We start from the raw sequence: 16,361 nt of genomic DNA, 5'->3' as shown, positions 1-16,361 counted from the left end.
AATAAAACCCGGAAGGCGCTGCCCTCCGGGTTTTTTTAACACCCTGCCGCAATATAATCCCCGTTTGCACTCACCGGGATCACCGTTAAAAACAGCACCAGCGCAAAGAGCATCAGCGCCACGCCACCCGCGATTTTAAGCCCCGGAACCAGCCAGCGTAAGCGACCTGACTCACTGCCAAAAAAGGCTGCCGTGCGGTTACGCGCATAACGCACCGCCAGCGACAGCCCCATGATCGAGAGCGCTGTGCCGAAGGCCATGGTCATCACCGCCGCCATTCCCCACGTGACAATGCCGAGCGCATTCGAGAAGAGCAAAATCATAATGGCTCCGCTGCACGGCCGCGCGCCAATCGCCAGGATCACCCCCAGCCGAGTTTTCCAGTCGCCCTGCGTCGACACATCCACGCCGTGATGGCCGCAGCCGCACTGCGCGCCGTGAACATGTGTCAGGGAGCGGATGCGCAGCGCGCGCGGTCGCAGGCTCTTCACCGCACGCCAGATGATATAGGCCCCAAAGCCGCCAATCAGCACCGCGCTGACCTTCTCGACATACCAGCGGCTTTCGCTGAGATCGCCCGAGGCGAGGTTAAACCCGACCGCGAGGATAAAGACAAACAGGATCGCGCTGACGCCCTGCATCAGGCTGCCGAGCAGCGGAACCACGCGCGCGGCGGCCTCGCTCTCTTTATTGGTGCTGAGATAGGTGGCGACAATAAATTTGCCATGCCCCGGCCCGATAGCGTGTAGTACGCCGTAGAAGAACGCCCCGGTCAGCAGCCACAGCCCGCCGCTGTACTGATGATTATTGAGTTGCAGCAAGTACATCACCAGGTAGCGATGAAGAGTGATTTGCGCCGCCAGGCACCACTGCAAAAAAGCGCCCCAGTGCGTGTGCAGCGCGAAAGCGGCGGCCAGCCCTGCCGCCAGCAGCGTAAGCGCCGCTGGCAGGCGCCAGTCGCGGGTGAGAAGTTGCGTCGTCATAGGCGTTCAGCGATTAAGAAGGGATAGCCCGCAGTATAGGTGTCGTTGGGTGCGGGCTCCAGTTTGGGGTCAGAGATTGAGTTGGCGTTTGTGCCAGCGCCCGAGCAGCAGCACGGTGGTCAGCGCGCCGAGCAGGGCGCAGAGCATATCCGACTGGGTATCCCACGGATCGCCCTGCGTACCGAGGAAGTCATCCGCACCCTGGCCCATTGCCAGCGCGGCCCACCACTCAATCAATTCATAGGTGGCGCTGATAGCAAGGGCAATACAGCAGACGATAAAGTCGAGCATCTTGCCACCGCGCACGTACTGCCCGCGCAGTAAAATCTCCCGCGCCGCCAGCGCCGGAACCAGTCCCTGAAAGAAGTGGCCAAGTTTGTCGTATGGGTTGCGGCTAAGGTTGAACAGGTGCTGCACATCAAAGCCGATCGGCACTTTCGCATAGGTGTACATCCCGCCAACCATCAGGATGATGGCGTGGAAGAAAATCAGCGTGTAAAGCAGGGCAGTCAGCGGATAGCGCCGCCAGGTAACGAGCAGCAGCGGCACCACGATCATCACCGGGATCACTTCCATCAGCCAGGTGGCGCGGTCATGGGTAAAGAGACCGGTATAGATAAGGATCAGTAACAGGATCAGCGCTGCGCCGTACAGCGCAGGGCGGTTAACGCTCTTGAGCATACGAATGTCCGTTTCGGTAACAGGGAAAGAGACTATCGGCTGAAAAGGGGGAAAAGACAAATGGTTGAGAACGGGTGACGATGATGAAAAAAATCCGCCTTAACAGCGGATCCAATTTTTCAGCACGTTAAGGCACTTATCGAATCAGTAATGCACCAGCCCGCCATCCACCGCGTACTGGCTGCCGGTGACGTATGACGCATCATCCGAGAGCAAAAAGAGTGCGACGGCGGCGGCTTCCTGTGCACTGCCTGCGCGTCTGAGCGGTACCTGGCTTACCACAAAATCCTCAAACTGCTGGCGCGACTCTTCGGGCATAAAGTGCCTGAAGTTGGTCTCTATCGGCCCCGGCACCAGCGTGTTAGCGCGGATATCGCGCGGTGCCAGCGCACTGGCCCAGCTCTTGACCATCGCAACGACCGCGCCTTTGGTGGCGGCATAAAGGCTGGTCATCGCCGCGCCTTCGTAGACGGAAGAGGAGGCGGTGACCAGCACTGACGCGCCGGAGTTTAATGCGCCAGAAAGCGCTGCCAACTGGAGCATTGGGCCGCGCACGTTGGCATTCATCATGCGGTTAAAGCTCTCGGCGGTGACCGATTCCGGCGCGCCAACTTCGGCATAACCGGCGTTCAGCCACAGGCCGTCGAGGGATCCCCACTGACTAATCGCCGTTGCCAGCGACTCGATATCTGCTTCGCTGGCAGCATCGCTTTTCAGGATCAGCGATGAGGCGGGCAGCAGCTTGCGGGCCTCAGCCAGGCGCGTTTCGTTCAGCCCGGTGATGGCGACCTCGCCCCCCTCGCTGACGATGCGCTGTGCACCCGCTAGCCCCATTCCGCTGGTGCCACCGGTGATCAGCACGCGTTTGCCTTTAAATCTGCTCATAAATAGCCCCTGTTGGTTCCTGAAATGGACGTTTACCTTACGCAACCGCGCCAGCCGTTTCGAGACGAAAAATGGTAGTTCCATTTCTGCGGTAAATGGCTGTATAAAAAATCAGTACTTCATTTATGGATCATGACACGATGAGCAGAGAGCGCTACCACCTTTCGATTGCCCTGTTTGTGCTGCTATTGCGCGGAGATGACCTCCTGATGCTGCGTCGATCGCAGACCGGCTGGATGGATGGGAATTATAGTTTGCCCGCAGGTGGCCTTGAGTTGGGTGAAACCCTTGCGGCTGCTGCCGCCAGAGAGCTGCGGGAGGAAACCGGCGTTGAAGCGGCTGCCGGCGATATGCAGCTGGCGCATACCATGCATGTGTGGACAGAAGATCGCTCCTGGATGGGGCACTATTTTATCTGCCGCCAGTGGCAGGGCACGCCTTTTCTCGCCGAGCCGGAAAAACACAGTGAGATGGGCTGGCAAAGGCTTGCGGCCTTGCCGGAGCAGACCATTCCTTATGTGCGCCAGGCGCTGGAGGCTATCAATGTTGGTCAACACTACTCGGAGTATGGCTGGGAGAGCAGGAGATAGCCTCTGCGCCTACTCCTGCTGCTGTTCATGCTGGCGTCGGCGGGAACGGCAGATATCAGCATGATTTTCATCCGCCCACTGAATAAGTTTCTGCATCGGTTCCAGAAACGATCTCCCCAGCGGCGTTAAGGTGTACTCCACGCGCGGCGGCACTTCCGCATAAACGGTGCGGCTGACGTAACCGTCTGTTTCAAGACGTTTTAGCGTGCGGGAGAGCATCTGGCGGGAGATATCGCCAATTTCCCGGTTCAGTTCATTAAAGCGCAGCGTGCGTTCCGCCAGCGCTTCCAGAATCAGCAGGCTCCACTGATCGCCGATTTGATTAAGCACATCGCGGATCGGGCAGGGCTGCCCAAACTCGGCGATATCATTCTGGTCGTTGTCACTCATTCGTTATCTCTCTTTTGCCGCCAATAGTCAGCTTCGTGTGACTAAGTACCTGAATTTTGACCTCTTGTTGAGGTTTTGCGGGCAATGTACCATCCGCGTTTTCAACGGTCTATTTTTGTGACCAAAGGTAATGTACTAAAGGAGAGCACAATGAAAAAGTTTATTAGCGGTGCGCTGTTAACGGCAGTTCTCATCACTTCTGGCAGTGCTGTGGCGGCCCCTGCGGCAAATGCGCGCAATGTGGCGACAGAAGAGGCTAACCGACAGCTGGTAATTGATTTTTATGATAAGTTCTTCAACCGCCACGAGGTAAAAGAGGCCGCGAAGGTGGTTGATGAGCATTACCGCCAGCACAACCCCGATGTGCCGGACGGCAAAGCGCCGTTTGTGAATTACTTCACCGGTTTCTTCAAGGAGAACCCGCACTCTGCCGCGCGGATTGTGCGTAGCGCCGCCGACGGCGATTTAGTCTGGTTGCAGGTTCACTCGACCAATGACAGTAAAGATCGCGGCCAGGCGGTACTGGATATCTTCCGTGTGAGCAACGGGAAAATTGTTGAACACTGGGACATCATTCAGTCGGTGCCGGAGAAGTCCGCCAACGCCAACACGATGTTCTGAAGAGCGATCCCGGCTGCGTGCAAACGAGGGCAGGGGAAGAACACCCATTTTGCGAGGCAAATTCCGGAATAACACTTTGTTTTGCAGGAAGAAGTAAAACCGCTTGTCGGCTTTGGGCATCAGCGCTATTTTTCACCGGCACCTGCAAAATCAGATGCCGGGATTGGAACCTCTGGTGACGGTAATAATCATTACTCATCGGAGTCTGCCCTTATGGCTACGATCCCTACCCAGACTCACCCATTCCCCAAAACCGAACGCCGTTACACCGTCGGCTATGCCCCCAATCAGGGCGATACCAGCACGCCTTGCCTCAACCTGAGCGGCAAATGGCTGAAGCGCTTCAGGACTGTCTTCAGCAAAAATTTTGGTGAGATCGGCCAGGGTAAAGACGTAACGCCCCTGTTTATCCCATTTCATCATCTTTTGCAGAGCAGGTGTGCGATTCATAAGTGGACGTAAGAGCCATATTTATGTGGGTTTCGTGTCCACATAAATATAATGAAAGTCTAAGTGAACGCCAAAACCATAAATTTATGGTGTTAGCGTCCACTTAATAAGGTAAGCGGAAAGAAATGCTTCTCTTCTAAAGCCGCTCTTTCAAAGCGCCAGTCATTAAAAATGGAAGGCTACGCCAGCCAGCCAGCCAGCCAACCCGACCAGGGATTATATCTCCTTCCCGCAGGTGCCGAAGGGGTACTGGACCTACTGCGAAGCGGAAAAACGCTGGCTGGAGCACCATCAGGACGATACCTGGTCGGTGTATGACATCAGCGGCGAGCACCGGCACTACGCCCCGCTTGAGTGCGATAAACCCTCCCTGCTGCAGCGCATCTCCGGACCCTGCGGCAACGATATCCTCTTCGAGTGGAACGATAACTTCACCCTGCATGACCTGACGGACAGCGCCGGGCAGCGCGTGGTCTGCCGCTATGATGGCGACAGGATCGCCGGTGCCTGGCTGGATGCTGACATCTGCCTGATCAGTTATGCTTATGACGAACAGCGCCAGCTGGTCTCAGTGACCGGGCGGGGCGGTAGCGTGCGCAGGCGTTTCAGCGGGCAAGATGGCCTGATGCGCGCCCACGAGGATGCAAACGGCCTGGTGAGCGAATACCGCTGGCAGAAGATTGCCGGTCTGCCGCGCGTCACGGCTTTCCGCCACAGCGGCAGTGAGCAGTTAACTTTTGAGTATGATTTTGACAATGGCACCCGCCGGGCCATCCGTGATGACGGGGCGCAGGCGCACTGGCTGGTTGATGACGATGATAACGTCGCCGCCTTCACCGACTTCGATGGCCGGAAGACCACCTTTATTTACCGAGACGGCGAGCTGTGTGATGTCATCCTGCTGGGCAGTGCCCTGCGCCAGAGCTGGTGGGACAGGTACGGGCGCATGGTCCAGGAGACGGACCCGGCAGGGCGGCGGACAGAATATTATTGGTACCGCCTCACCGATCGCCTCACGCGCACTGTTTACCCTGACGGAACAGCTGAACAGAGCCTGTATGACCTGCAGGGACGACTGATTTCGGAAACCGACGCCGCAGGCAGCCGGACCACTTATCACTACCCGGATGATGAAGAACCTTTACCGGACAGCATCACCGATGCGACAGGCGGGGTGGTGCGGCTGGCATTGAACCGTCAGGGACTGCTGACAGGCCGCACCGACTGCTCCGGCAGTGTCTCGCGTTTCAGCTATGACAGGTTCGGTCAGCTCCTGAGCAGCGAAGACGCCGAAGGGAACATTACACGGCGAGAATGGAATAACGCGGGACAACTTTCTGCCGTTATCCGCCCGGACGGCAGCCGCGAAACATTACAGTGGAACGCACGCGGTCAGCTTGCCGCGTGGCGCGACCCGCTGGAGAGCGAGGTACGCTGGGACTATAATCCGCTCGGCCTGCCGGTGAGCATCACCGACCGCATCGGACGCACCCGACGCTGGCATTACGACCCGCGCGGCAACCTGCTCAGACTCGAAAACGGCAACGGCGGCGAATACCGCTTTACATACGACGCCGCAGGCCGTCCGCTCAGCGAAATCCGCCCGGACGACACGTCGCGCCAGATGATATGGGACAGCCGTGGCTTCCTCAGCGAACTGCATGAAAATGGCAGGCCTGCCGTCGATGGCGGCATCGCCCGGCGTATACGAACCTTCAGTTACGATGAAAGTGGCCTGCTTACCGGGCGTACTACGCGCCATGCGGAGTACCGCTATGACCACGACCTGAACGGCCAGCTCACCCGTATCCGGCGCACCCCGACGGCTGAAGGTGTTGCCCTGGGCATTGAAGCCGATGACATCGCCTTTACCCGCGATGCGGCGGGTCGTCTGGTAAATGAGTCTGGTGTTAACGGCGAACTCAGCTATGAATGGGATGCGCTGGGCAATCTGACAAATATGACGCTCCCCGGCGGGCAGCCGCTCTCCTGGCTGCACTATGGCTCCGGCCACGTCGGTGCCATCCGCTTCGGTTCGCAGCTGCCCACTGAATTCACCCGCGACCGTCTGCACCGGGAAGTGACCCACACCAGACGGACGGCTTCACGAAGCTGGCGCAGAGCACCGCGCTGGCACACCAGCCCCTGCGCTATGCCGGGCAGTATGCAGACAGCGAAACCGGCCTGCACTACAACCTTTTCCGTTATTACGACCCACAGACCGGACGGTTTACCGTTCCGGACCCAATTGGGTTAAATGGCGGCTGGAACCTGTACCAGTATGCGCCGAACCCGCTGGAATGGATAGATCCATTGGGATTGGCGGGTTCCCGGTTGCCAAGAACCAATGGTCACTGGGATGGTGTACCAGGAGAAAGTAACTGGTACTCATATAATGAAAAGGTGAATGCAGTAACTTCGAATCAACCAATTCCATTTAGTAATGGAAGACCAGATTTTTCTACCTGGTCAAAGGGTAGGATTACTTTTGAGGATGGAGTGCTAAATGGAACGGATAAAGATTTTGCAAAAGGTTATAGCGCTATTGCTGTACAAAAAGGCATTACTCAGAAAGCAGCCCAGAATTTATTGCGGGAAAAAGGACTTACCCCACATCATCTGAGCACAAATACTATAATTCTCGTTCCGGGAGACCTTCATGGCAACGTGCCACATATAGGCTCCGCATCAGATATGAGGAGAACCGGAAGATGCTAAGAAAGTTAGAAAGCTTCGGACCAGTGCCAACATCCTTATCGAAGGATGTATTGAGGCAAAACGTCAATACGCTTGAGAGTGCTACGACTAAACTCCCTGCCAACTATAAAGACTTTTTGCTGCATTTTGGTACGTCTATACTGTTCAATGTGACGGTTGTTTTCAGAGCACGACAAGCCTCGCCCTTGGCAGACAGCAAAGGCTTTGATTCACTAGAGTCCTTATACGGTCTTTGTAAAGGTAGTAATGAATATACGGTTTTTGAAGCCTTAGATACCTACCGGGAAGATTTGCATGACCAATGGCTTCCTATAGGAGCTTCGGCGGGGGATAACCAGATTTGTATTTGCCTCAAAGGAGCCCTGTTCGGGCAGGTCTGGTACTGGGATCACGAGGCCGATCCTGTCTTCAATTATGCGGAAGTTGTTTCTGGCATGACCAAGGTAGCAAATACTTTTGAAGAATTTATTGGATTGCTTGAATCCCGGGATGAAGAAGTAGATATGTCAGGTGTGGTTAAAGTTGATCTGTATTTTTAAGGTTCACTAAAACGCTTCATGCAGAAAATGACAGCCTCCTTAAGCAATTCCGCGCGCTGAAACCAAGCTATGCAAAACTTCGTGCTGAAATAACAGTCGTCAGGGAGGAGAACGAAATCAACGGCTACATCAAATCTGCAGTGGCAGCGTGGCTATCTACGACGGGATTATGATGATGACCACCATGACTCCGCTGGGCGTGCTTAGTGGCACTATCATTATAGTTAATGGCGTTAACACCATTTCCTGTGCAGCTGCACGCACCCTACTTGCCCGCTGAACGGGGCCGCAGGGACGCTTTGAAGCACACTATGATTATGACGCGCTCGGCAGGCGCATCTGCAAGACGGTCACCACCGGACACGGCATCAGTGAAACGCGTTTTCTCTTGCAGGAGCAGCATCAAGGCGGGCAGTGCAGCACGTATATTTACGACCCGAACGAGGCCTGGAGCCCGCTGGCACGGAGTGAGCATCTGCGGGAGGACAGGACCGGAGAGATATTCTGGTTCAGTACCGACCTGAACGGCGCGCCGCTGGAAATGACAGATGAAGAAGGCAGCCTCCGATGGAGCGGTCAGTACGGCAGCTTCGGCGAAGTTCGGCATCAGACAGACGGCTTCACGCGGCTGGAGCAGAGCACCGCGCTGGCGCACCAGCCCCTGCGCTATGCCGGGCAGTATGCAGACAGCGAAACCGGGCTGCACTACAACCTGTTCCGCTATTACGACCCACAGACCGGACGGTTCACCGTTCAGGACCCGATAGGGTTAAGTGGTGGGCTGAACTTATATACCTATGCGCCCAATCCTTTAAGTTATATTGATCTGCTAGGATTGACTGAAACGTCTCTTGTTAAAGGCGCTCCACTTCCTGATGGAACTAAAGTTTACAGAATTACTTTTGATGGCCCTTATAACTTCGATTTTAATCCGCGGGAAATTGATGCCATCAACAAAGGTAAATTAAATACCCCAGGCGTATCTGTTATCAGAGCTGATAGTGCAGATGGGGCTGTGAAAATATGGAATGATGCATTTCCAAATCGTCCCGCAGTTAGTGCTGGAGAGGTTGATGCTGAAGAACTCAGGAAAGTTGGTTTTGAGGTTATTCATGATCCATCTTCAAAAGGAGCTTTGGGGCAAAATCATGCAAGGTTAATCCATCCTGACGGATTCGATGGATTTAGTGCTAATAAAGGAAAGCTTTCCAGTAAGTTCAAAAATTGCGGGGTGTAGAATGTTCGATTATGTTATTTCTCATAAGACCAATGAAATATACGCAACAATTAATTACGAAAAACATAGCAACATAGACTATTTCCATGAAGGGACTATATTGGAGTTTAAATTCCCTGATGCTTTGTACGATCTTATTCTGGATTATGATGAAATTGTGAGTGCGATGGCTTTATCAATTTCAGATGAAGTGGAAGAGAAAATACAAAGTTATGACCTTAGGCTAAAAAATGCAAAGCAAAGGATGTTTTGCATTGTTATAAAAGATAAAAAAGAGATTTCTTTTTTTACAAAATATCCAACAGGTCAAGGGTATCGGGAACTATATTAAGTGATTTAATTTATTTGAGTCGGGGGTTGTTAAATTCCCCCAATTTTAATAATTTACTCTTTTTAATGCTTGCGAAAAGCATAGCAATGGCGTATCAGCAGCCGGACTGCACTATAATCTGTTTCGCTATTAAAACCCACAGGCCGGATGATTCATAATTCAGTATCCGATAGGGTTGGCTGGGGGCTGGATCTTTATTAATATGCGATAAACCCGCTAACACGGATCGATCCATTTGGTCTTGTTACTGTTGAACACAAGCCAGATTTTGATTCTGCAAGAAGAGCCGGAGGGGCTAATTGTTGAAACATTCATTATAAAGGCCCCCAACATCCACACCGTTCAAATACGAAAGGAACAGGCCAATGTTGAATGAACAAAACTCAGAGTTAAGAGCAGAAATTGAGGATGCGTTTAGTAAAGCAGGTATTGATGACTATGTTGTGGTCAACGCAACTGCCATAATTGAAAAGATTAAAAAAAATTATGTCTCTGGAAACCCACGAGCCTGGTGGTTATCTCTTGAAAATAAAATTGATACCTTGCATTACGAAGATAATGCTGGATACAAATATATCTCCGAGATCGTAGAAAATAAATTTTCTCAAGCTCATAACTCGTACGTTTTCTTCTTGGCTGATGAAGATAATGGACAAATGTACTTATACAAGACACCTCTCAGCGCGTTAGTCTTTGTTATAGAGCAATGCCGATATTTCGAATATTATGTGGTTTCTAAAGAACTGTCATGGTTAGTTTGTGAAAACGATCATAGTGAGATTATCGTCTGTTCAGCCAACTGATTAACCAGGTATTTCAAGAGGATCATAAATGTGGAGATAATAAAAAGTTAATATTGGGTTTTCTGGATGGATTAGCCTTTATTGTAAATATTGACATGTTAACTTTAATATGAGGAATACATGACATTAAAATCTTCAGAACGCTATCCGGGAAGATCTTTTTATTCAACAATAAGTCCCTGGCAAAATTAAATTCCTCCTCAAAGCATTCGCAAGCACACTTTATATCTAAACAGTAACAAACCTGGTTAAATGAAAATGAAATCATTAAAATTTAAATCAATTTAACAGGTCAAGTACTTTTCATGTAAGCTCCCGATCTGAATCTCGGGGACGCTGCATCATCATTTTTGTTGCACTTAATTGCTATTCATTATGGCAGCTTTTATGAGGTCCGCCACCAGACTGGCGGCTTCGCACGGTTGGCGCAGCAACCCCTGTGGTATGCCGACAGCGAAACCGGCTGCATTACAATATGTTCCTCTACTATGACCCGCACAACGGCCGCTTCATCTTCCTGAATCCTATAAGGCTGGCATGGGGCCTTAACTTATATCAATATGCGCATAATATGAACAGAGGTGAAAAAATGAATTATATAATTTCAGAGGAAGAGAATACATATAACATGGTTGATTATCTTCACAATATATCAACGGATTTTTCGTTATTCAATGAAGGTATTAGCCTTGGTGGTGTTGATTGCATCTTAAAATATAAAGCCAAGAATAAAGTCAGCTTTAATAAAATAAAAAATTGTCATATGATCTCTACAACTGGTCCAGACTTGGTTAGCCCGCAATTGAAGAATGTTCTCGAAAGTGAAATACCAATGGAAGTTGAATTTTTTGACGCTGAAATAATTTATGGAAACGAGATCTTAGATGGTTTTAGTGTGATAAACCCTTTAGCAAAGATAGATTGTTGCGATATGGTTAAAAGCGAATATGAGTTGACTAATTTCGATCCAAATCATCCCACTTATATGTTTCTATATACAGTAATATTGAGCGAAATATCTGGTGGAGCTAATATTGTTAGGTGCAATGAACAGCCGAATCTAATTGTAATTAGTGATAAAGTGAAATCGGCTATCTTAAATGCTGGCTTGAAGGGTATCAAGTTCTGTCGCGCGATTGATCTGACCTATGGTGGCCGGTCTATATGTGAGGCAAGTTAAATACATTGAAGAATAAGTTCACTGTAAAAACTAAGATAAGCAAAGTATTAACATAAATTGTCGGGTAAGGATGAGCCTTTTCCCGGCTAATAAGAGTAGGAAATATGATTCATTTCTTCCTGAATCAAGTCAGTCTGTAGCGCTCTTCTTTATTACTGGAGATAATGGCAAAAGAAATTCAGACAATGTTTCTATCGTCAAAAAATTGCCGTAACAGGACTCATTCAGCGCGGTAGGACTGATTTTCTGCAAGACGATGAAGTAACCAAAAGGGGTCATGGAGGGGAATCATTCCAGGTTGTTCAGTGGATGTTTCAGGCAATATAGCAAAAAATATGCATTTTTATCCAAAATTAGATGGAATTGGTGCTTCGGGATATGCTGAACTGGAACAATTAAATGATCCGAGAGTTAAAGTCACATTGAGCAAACGAGTCCAGGCCAAGAGGCGCTAAACAATGTATGAGGTCAAAGTTGAATGGATATCAGCGCAAGATGGAGGAAGGGAAACCCCTCCTCTAGTCGGCGATTATTTTGCTGTGCCGAGATTTCCCGAGGATACAAATTGGCAGAATAATGCCTGGAGCGTTGCTTTCAAATTTCAATCGATAAGAAAGAAAGATCAGGGTAACGATGAGTATGTAAGTGAAGGAACTGTTCACTTCCTTGTGGAAGATGCCCCACATGAAAGAATGGAAAAGAATGAATATTTCTTTATATATGAAGGTCACAAAATAGTAGCCAAGGTTTTTATTGGGCCGTGTATCTAGATAAGGAAATTTCAATTTCTTATTTAGAATGGATTGCCAAAGCGTCGTTGAAAGATAAGCACGTGATTCATGCAGGGAAGAATCCTTACGGTATAATGAAGGGCTTCTCATATGAGTAACGCTTAGGCATGACCAATACACAAGTTGATGCAGGAAAAGGTAAATACTGTGGATGAATTAACTGAAAAAGATGTAAAGCTTAATCAAGGTGAGATTAACGCTTTGAAAAAAGCCATACTTTATTTGAAGTTTGAGTGTGAGGAGACAAGTTCATTAATTTTTTCGGGCAGTGAGTTATTAAACTCAGCCTTTGATAAGCTTTTAATTAATAGTGATTCATATGAGCGTGAAATGAAATTTTATTCCAGAGGAAATCCGGATGCCAAGGATTTTATTGAGAAGAAAATTAAACGGCAAGAAGGTTTTAATGAAAGGGACAGCGAAGAAAATTTAATTGATAAAGAATATGTTCGTTGTTGTATGCATCCGTTTAAGTAAGGCGAATAATAGTGCTTTTTTGAGCTCTTGTTGAACCTGCGATACTGGAGCATCTGTAGCGCTAAAGTGGGCACGGCGATATAAATTACAGCGATGATACTGGAGGCCGCCTGTTGAAGGATTATGAGTCCTGCCAGGGTAATAGCAGTGCGTTTGCCTATGACACCGCCGATAACATGGCCGCCAACGATGACCCGGTCACTGACAGCGGTCTGCAGCAGTATCAGGACGCACATTGGGCTACGCCGCCAAAAAGCGGTGTTAGTCAGTACAAGCTGGCAATTGGTAGAGCATACATTCATCCAAAAAGATTCAGGAGTAATCAAACATGTCCATATTTTTAGAAGAATCTTAAAAAAACCTTAGACCAGAGGACTTAACATAGCTTGAATAGCAATATAATTTTCTCTGCTTAAGCATTTTGTAAAAAATTACCTGAGCTACAACGATGGTTATCTTCCTGCTTCAGATGAAAAAACTCCTTACATTTTTTAGTGCTTTTATATCTATAAAATATGGACGAGTCCTGGTTGAGGAAAATTATAAAGATCTCATCGAAGGGTTTCCTGAATTAAAAGGATTAATATCATTTGTTTATGATTACGGAGGGAATTTATTTTTATTGTCTACAAGACATCAGGATTTTGGCAACACCTATATATGGTTAATGGATGAAGCGGAGTTAGATTTCGTAGCCGATTCTTTTTCATCTTTCTTAAAAGGATTAGATGATCTGTAGTGATAATGTATTGAAATGTAATCGTAAATAAGCCCGTGGTTTACTATAAATGTTTGTTGTCTAATGGCGATATTAACTTTTATGAGTTCGTACAAGTAAACCGGCAGTATGCAAATGGTGAAACCAGTCAGCGCTGTAAGTGATTTGAGCGGTCGTCTATTAAGCAGCTTTAATGACTATATCTGTAAACAGACGATAATCCCCCGGAGATCAACGTCTTAGCCTCAACTTATGCATTTGCAATATACTAATGGTTGTTATTAATTAAACTCCTGCAGCGACTACCATGTTGCTTCCTTAGGTAGCTCTTCATCTACAATCAGATGCACAAAGTAACTAAATCCAGGAGAAAGCATGCCATTAATCTCGATTAGAGAATTACTCTTAAATCCGCAAACAAATCCGGAAGGCTGGCTTTTCCTGCCGCCAGAGAGCGAAAAATGGTCGTTAGACACGCAAGGCGTTTTCTCTTCTGATAGTAGTGATTACGAACCGGGGTCGGAGAACCATCTTCCAGAGCAGATTAAGCAAGAGGGTTGGATTGAATCTCTGGATAATGCCACTATCGAAGATATAGTCTGTAACGCTCAGGAACAACTCGGTACTCCAGGCGAAAATAGCCTTTTTCAGGCATTCAAATTCTATTTCGATAATGATGCTTTTATACAATTTTGAAGTCCTTCAATAGCCTCACCACCCACCTTGAGTACAGGTATGCTTAAACTGCGTGTATCACCATTGAGGCCTGCTTTCCCTACAAGTGACATCTGTGGCGAGAAAATGGTGGTTGCAACAGGTAAAGAATTTGTACCCGACCTTAAAAAGTGCCTACAAACCCACCGGAGAACTTCTAATGTACCTTTCAGATTCTGAGAAACCACTGACTTCAGATGACATAAGTAAATTTAATGAGCTCTTTAAAAATAAACTTCCGGAATCTTTTAAGAATTTTTATCTTAAAAATAACGGTGGCTATCCTCTGAATTACGAAGATGGAAACATTTTTATGTTGGGTGGGTTTGTACCAATTACCTATGGAAAACTTCCTATCGAAAGGCTGTATTATGACCTTTTTGAGTCATTTGTAGAAATAAAAGATATGTTGCCCTTTGCTTATGACTATGGAGGAAATTCTTTTCTGCTCTCATTGAGAGAAGATGATTCTTTCGGAGAGGTTTTTGTCTTTTTGATGGATGAAAAGGAAGTTGTATTTATATCTGATTCATTTTCTGAATTTTTGGAGGAGTTGTTTGCTTGAGCTCGGGGTAAACGAAAAAAGGAGTATGGATATCATAGTCGAATTATCCACGTCTGAGGCTTTACAGGGTTTTTATATCAAAAGAATACTTAACAACTAAAAGGAAGGATGATTATTACATTTCATCTACCTTATCATTCGCCCCAAACTTAGAGCATGAATATCCTTCCGGTGGTACTGCTGGATTTGTATCGCAAGAGCCGCGCGAGACTAATAAAGTCGTTATGCACTATGGCATTTCAACAAAATCGTTTGTGACCTGATGCCAAACGCTTTGACTAAGGATTGATGCGCTGCGTTTGAAAACGCCACGCTTTGTACATGATAACCGGAGGCTGAGAGAACCAGGCGATTAGCAATCCTATAACCAGCGAAACGCCTCCGGAAATGATGTTGTGCCTTGCAGCAAAGGCGATTAAAGCGATAAAGATCACCGTTGCCCCAAGTGTGATGCCCACAATAACCCTAAAACGGTTGCTAAGCTCCATCACAACGCTCTGCAGTGATGATCCGTGTCGATCAATGTTCTTTTTGAAATAGCATAATTCCCTTTCAGTGAAACCTGATTCAATAAGCTCTTTTTCAAACTCGATCATGGGTGCTCCTGCAGCCAAAACATTAATATGTTTTATCTTAACTCAAAGAAAACAACCTGAAAATCCGTACTTATCTTAGCCAGCGCATCATAGGTATCGCGCACCGAAGCGATCAAACTCAACGTATCTTCGCTGACAGAATGCTTCAGTTTTCCCATACCGATGCTACGTTAATTAGAGCTTGCTTTCTAAGCAAATTCGCAACCCTAAAGTATAAAAGCCCAAAACACGTCTACCGGGTTTTAATCAGATGCGCACTCTTTCCATTCTCTTCTGGTTCGGTGCGCTGCGGTAGGGGTAAGCTTCGGCCAGGCAGCATTTTAAAAAAGCACTCGTCTAACAATTATTAATAATAGTTATGTATCAAAGTTTCTGCGTAATGCATTAGTTGAACACTCTACTGTTTGCAAACCCCAATTTCACGAAAGTATAAAGTCGGGAACTGTACCGCCTTCTAAAAAATTCATGTTGATCGATTAAAGCTGGAGTGCTTTACGCGGTAGGATATCCTTCTGACATCGTCTCTCATCTGCCATAAGATCGGAGGCATAAACTTCAAGCTGAGCAAATCAAGTCCTGAGGAGAAAGGTATGGTAGAAGAAAAAGAGAAAGCATTACATCTAAGCCAGGGAGAAATAGTGGCTTTAAAAAAAGCAATTATGTACTTGAAGTTTTCATGTGAAGAAACAGAGTCGTTGATGTATGCAGGAAGTCCCCTAATCAACTCTGCTTTTTCTAAAATTATCGAGGTCGATGATTTGGGATGGGCGGCAAAAGAATTTTATAGTAAACGCCATGAAATAAATGAGGAGTTTATCTCACGCAAATTAACGATGATGGAAAAGGAGAGTGGCAGACCACATGATGATGCCATTATGGAGCAGGTATTTAGTGAATGCCTTTATCCATTTGCAAAAAAATGAGGGGTATAAAAAGCTGGTATTTACAGGTGCTCATTTTTTATAAAATTGGATATGTAAAGCCCGAAACCAGCTTTTACTACTATCTTTCCCGCGACATTGGCCTGCAGACTGGGCGTGTAGTGTATCGTTCAGGATCCTATTGGTGGAGCGGATAGCTAAAAATTTATAC

At 47.9% G+C, this 16,361-nt stretch carries 19 protein-coding genes and 2 pseudogenes; 16 read left to right on the top strand and 5 right to left on the bottom strand.

From position 1 onward, the window contains the following. Positions 1 to 35 precede the first annotated feature (35 nt). The 3 genes from N7V53_RS14780 to N7V53_RS14770 all read right to left on the bottom strand — a co-directional run bounded on the left by N7V53_RS14780 (position 36) and on the right by N7V53_RS14770 (position 2,549). Entirely contained in the window at positions 36 to 983 is a 948-nt protein-coding gene (locus tag N7V53_RS14780) for a nickel/cobalt transporter (protein WP_279793809.1), read from the bottom strand. Positions 984 to 1,052: 69 nt separating this feature from the next. Continuing rightward, positions 1,053 to 1,664, bottom strand: coding sequence for a DUF2238 domain-containing protein (locus tag N7V53_RS14775; protein ID WP_279793808.1), 612 nt, complete (start codon positions 1,662 to 1,664; stop codon positions 1,053 to 1,055). Positions 1,665 to 1,808: 144 nt separating this feature from the next. After that, positions 1,809 to 2,549, bottom strand: a complete 741-nt coding sequence (locus N7V53_RS14770; RefSeq protein ID WP_279793807.1) for an SDR family oxidoreductase — start codon at positions 2,547 to 2,549, stop codon at positions 1,809 to 1,811. A gap of 140 nt (positions 2,550 to 2,689) precedes the next feature. Here N7V53_RS14770 and N7V53_RS14765 point away from each other — a divergent pair, with 140 nt between their 5' ends. Further along, positions 2,690 to 3,139 (top strand): NUDIX domain-containing protein, encoded by a 450-nt coding sequence (locus N7V53_RS14765; protein WP_279793806.1) that lies wholly within the window; start codon positions 2,690 to 2,692, stop codon positions 3,137 to 3,139. Between the two features lie 9 nt (positions 3,140 to 3,148). On the opposite strand, the gene N7V53_RS14760 is transcribed toward N7V53_RS14765, so the two are convergent. Next, the gene (locus N7V53_RS14760; protein ID WP_279793805.1) at positions 3,149 to 3,529 is read right to left on the bottom strand and encodes a helix-turn-helix domain-containing protein; all 381 of its coding nucleotides are present in this window, start codon (positions 3,527 to 3,529) and stop codon (positions 3,149 to 3,151) included. Positions 3,530 to 3,679: 150 nt separating this feature from the next. Between N7V53_RS14760 and N7V53_RS14755 the strand changes: the two genes are divergently transcribed. The 14 genes and pseudogenes from N7V53_RS14755 to N7V53_RS14690 all read left to right on the top strand — a co-directional run bounded on the left by N7V53_RS14755 (position 3,680) and on the right by N7V53_RS14690 (position 14,673). Then, positions 3,680 to 4,150, top strand: a complete 471-nt coding sequence (locus N7V53_RS14755; RefSeq protein WP_279793804.1) for an ester cyclase — start codon at positions 3,680 to 3,682, stop codon at positions 4,148 to 4,150. A gap of 81 nt (positions 4,151 to 4,231) precedes the next feature. Beyond that, positions 4,232 to 4,612, top strand: coding sequence for a hypothetical protein (locus N7V53_RS14750; RefSeq protein ID WP_279793803.1), 381 nt, complete (start codon positions 4,232 to 4,234; stop codon positions 4,610 to 4,612). Positions 4,613 to 4,805: 193 nt separating this feature from the next. Beyond that, positions 4,806 to 6,925, top strand: a pseudogene (locus N7V53_RS14745) (RHS repeat-associated core domain-containing protein); the annotation flags it as partial. Positions 6,926 to 6,934: 9 nt separating this feature from the next. Then, the gene (locus N7V53_RS14740) at positions 6,935 to 7,318 is read left to right on the top strand and encodes a hypothetical protein (protein ID WP_279793873.1); all 384 of its coding nucleotides are present in this window, start codon (positions 6,935 to 6,937) and stop codon (positions 7,316 to 7,318) included. Then, positions 7,312 to 7,857 (top strand): SMI1/KNR4 family protein, encoded by a 546-nt coding sequence (locus tag N7V53_RS14735; RefSeq protein WP_279793802.1) that lies wholly within the window; start codon positions 7,312 to 7,314, stop codon positions 7,855 to 7,857. The genes N7V53_RS14740 and N7V53_RS14735 overlap by 7 nt, the downstream gene beginning before the upstream one ends. Before the next feature lie 259 nt (positions 7,858 to 8,116). After that, positions 8,117 to 8,698 (top strand): annotated as a pseudogene (locus tag N7V53_RS14730) (RHS repeat-associated core domain-containing protein); the annotation flags it as partial. Positions 8,699 to 9,095: 397 nt separating this feature from the next. Then, a complete protein-coding gene (locus N7V53_RS14725; protein ID WP_279793801.1) occupies positions 9,096 to 9,425 on the top strand; it encodes a hypothetical protein in 330 nt (109 codons plus the stop codon). A gap of 365 nt (positions 9,426 to 9,790) precedes the next feature. After that, positions 9,791 to 10,228, top strand: coding sequence for a DUF6756 family protein (locus tag N7V53_RS14720; protein ID WP_279793800.1), 438 nt, complete (start codon positions 9,791 to 9,793; stop codon positions 10,226 to 10,228). A gap of 589 nt (positions 10,229 to 10,817) precedes the next feature. Continuing rightward, a complete protein-coding gene (locus tag N7V53_RS14715) occupies positions 10,818 to 11,408 on the top strand; it encodes a DUF1629 domain-containing protein (RefSeq protein WP_279793799.1) in 591 nt (196 codons plus the stop codon). A gap of 458 nt (positions 11,409 to 11,866) precedes the next feature. Further along, the gene (locus tag N7V53_RS14710) at positions 11,867 to 12,178 is read left to right on the top strand and encodes a hypothetical protein (protein WP_279793798.1); all 312 of its coding nucleotides are present in this window, start codon (positions 11,867 to 11,869) and stop codon (positions 12,176 to 12,178) included. Positions 12,179 to 12,346: 168 nt separating this feature from the next. Further along, positions 12,347 to 12,676, top strand: coding sequence for a hypothetical protein (locus tag N7V53_RS14705; protein ID WP_279793797.1), 330 nt, complete (start codon positions 12,347 to 12,349; stop codon positions 12,674 to 12,676). A 448-nt stretch (positions 12,677 to 13,124) separates the two neighbouring features. After that, entirely contained in the window at positions 13,125 to 13,415 is a 291-nt protein-coding gene (locus N7V53_RS14700) for an SMI1/KNR4 family protein (protein ID WP_279793796.1), read from the top strand. A gap of 354 nt (positions 13,416 to 13,769) precedes the next feature. Then, positions 13,770 to 14,090, top strand: a complete 321-nt coding sequence (locus tag N7V53_RS14695) for a hypothetical protein (RefSeq protein ID WP_279793795.1) — start codon at positions 13,770 to 13,772, stop codon at positions 14,088 to 14,090. A 94-nt stretch (positions 14,091 to 14,184) separates the two neighbouring features. After that, positions 14,185 to 14,673 carry an SMI1/KNR4 family protein gene (locus tag N7V53_RS14690; RefSeq protein WP_279793794.1) on the top strand — a complete coding sequence of 163 codons (489 nt, stop codon included), beginning with the start codon at positions 14,185 to 14,187 and terminating at the stop codon, positions 14,671 to 14,673. Positions 14,674 to 14,951: 278 nt separating this feature from the next. Here the strand turns inward: N7V53_RS14690 and N7V53_RS14685 are convergent, their stop codons facing one another. Continuing rightward, a complete protein-coding gene (locus N7V53_RS14685) occupies positions 14,952 to 15,269 on the bottom strand; it encodes a hypothetical protein (protein ID WP_279793793.1) in 318 nt (105 codons plus the stop codon). Between the two features lie 590 nt (positions 15,270 to 15,859). Here N7V53_RS14685 and N7V53_RS14680 point away from each other — a divergent pair. Next, positions 15,860 to 16,192 (top strand): hypothetical protein, encoded by a 333-nt coding sequence (locus tag N7V53_RS14680; protein WP_279793792.1) that lies wholly within the window; start codon positions 15,860 to 15,862, stop codon positions 16,190 to 16,192. Positions 16,193 to 16,361 lie beyond the last annotated feature (169 nt).

The organism is Kosakonia sp. HypNH10, assembly GCF_029850615.1.
Taxonomy (GTDB): Bacteria; Pseudomonadota; Gammaproteobacteria; order Enterobacterales; family Enterobacteriaceae; genus Kosakonia; species Kosakonia cowanii.
This window is presented reverse-complemented; position numbering and strand designations above follow the sequence as displayed.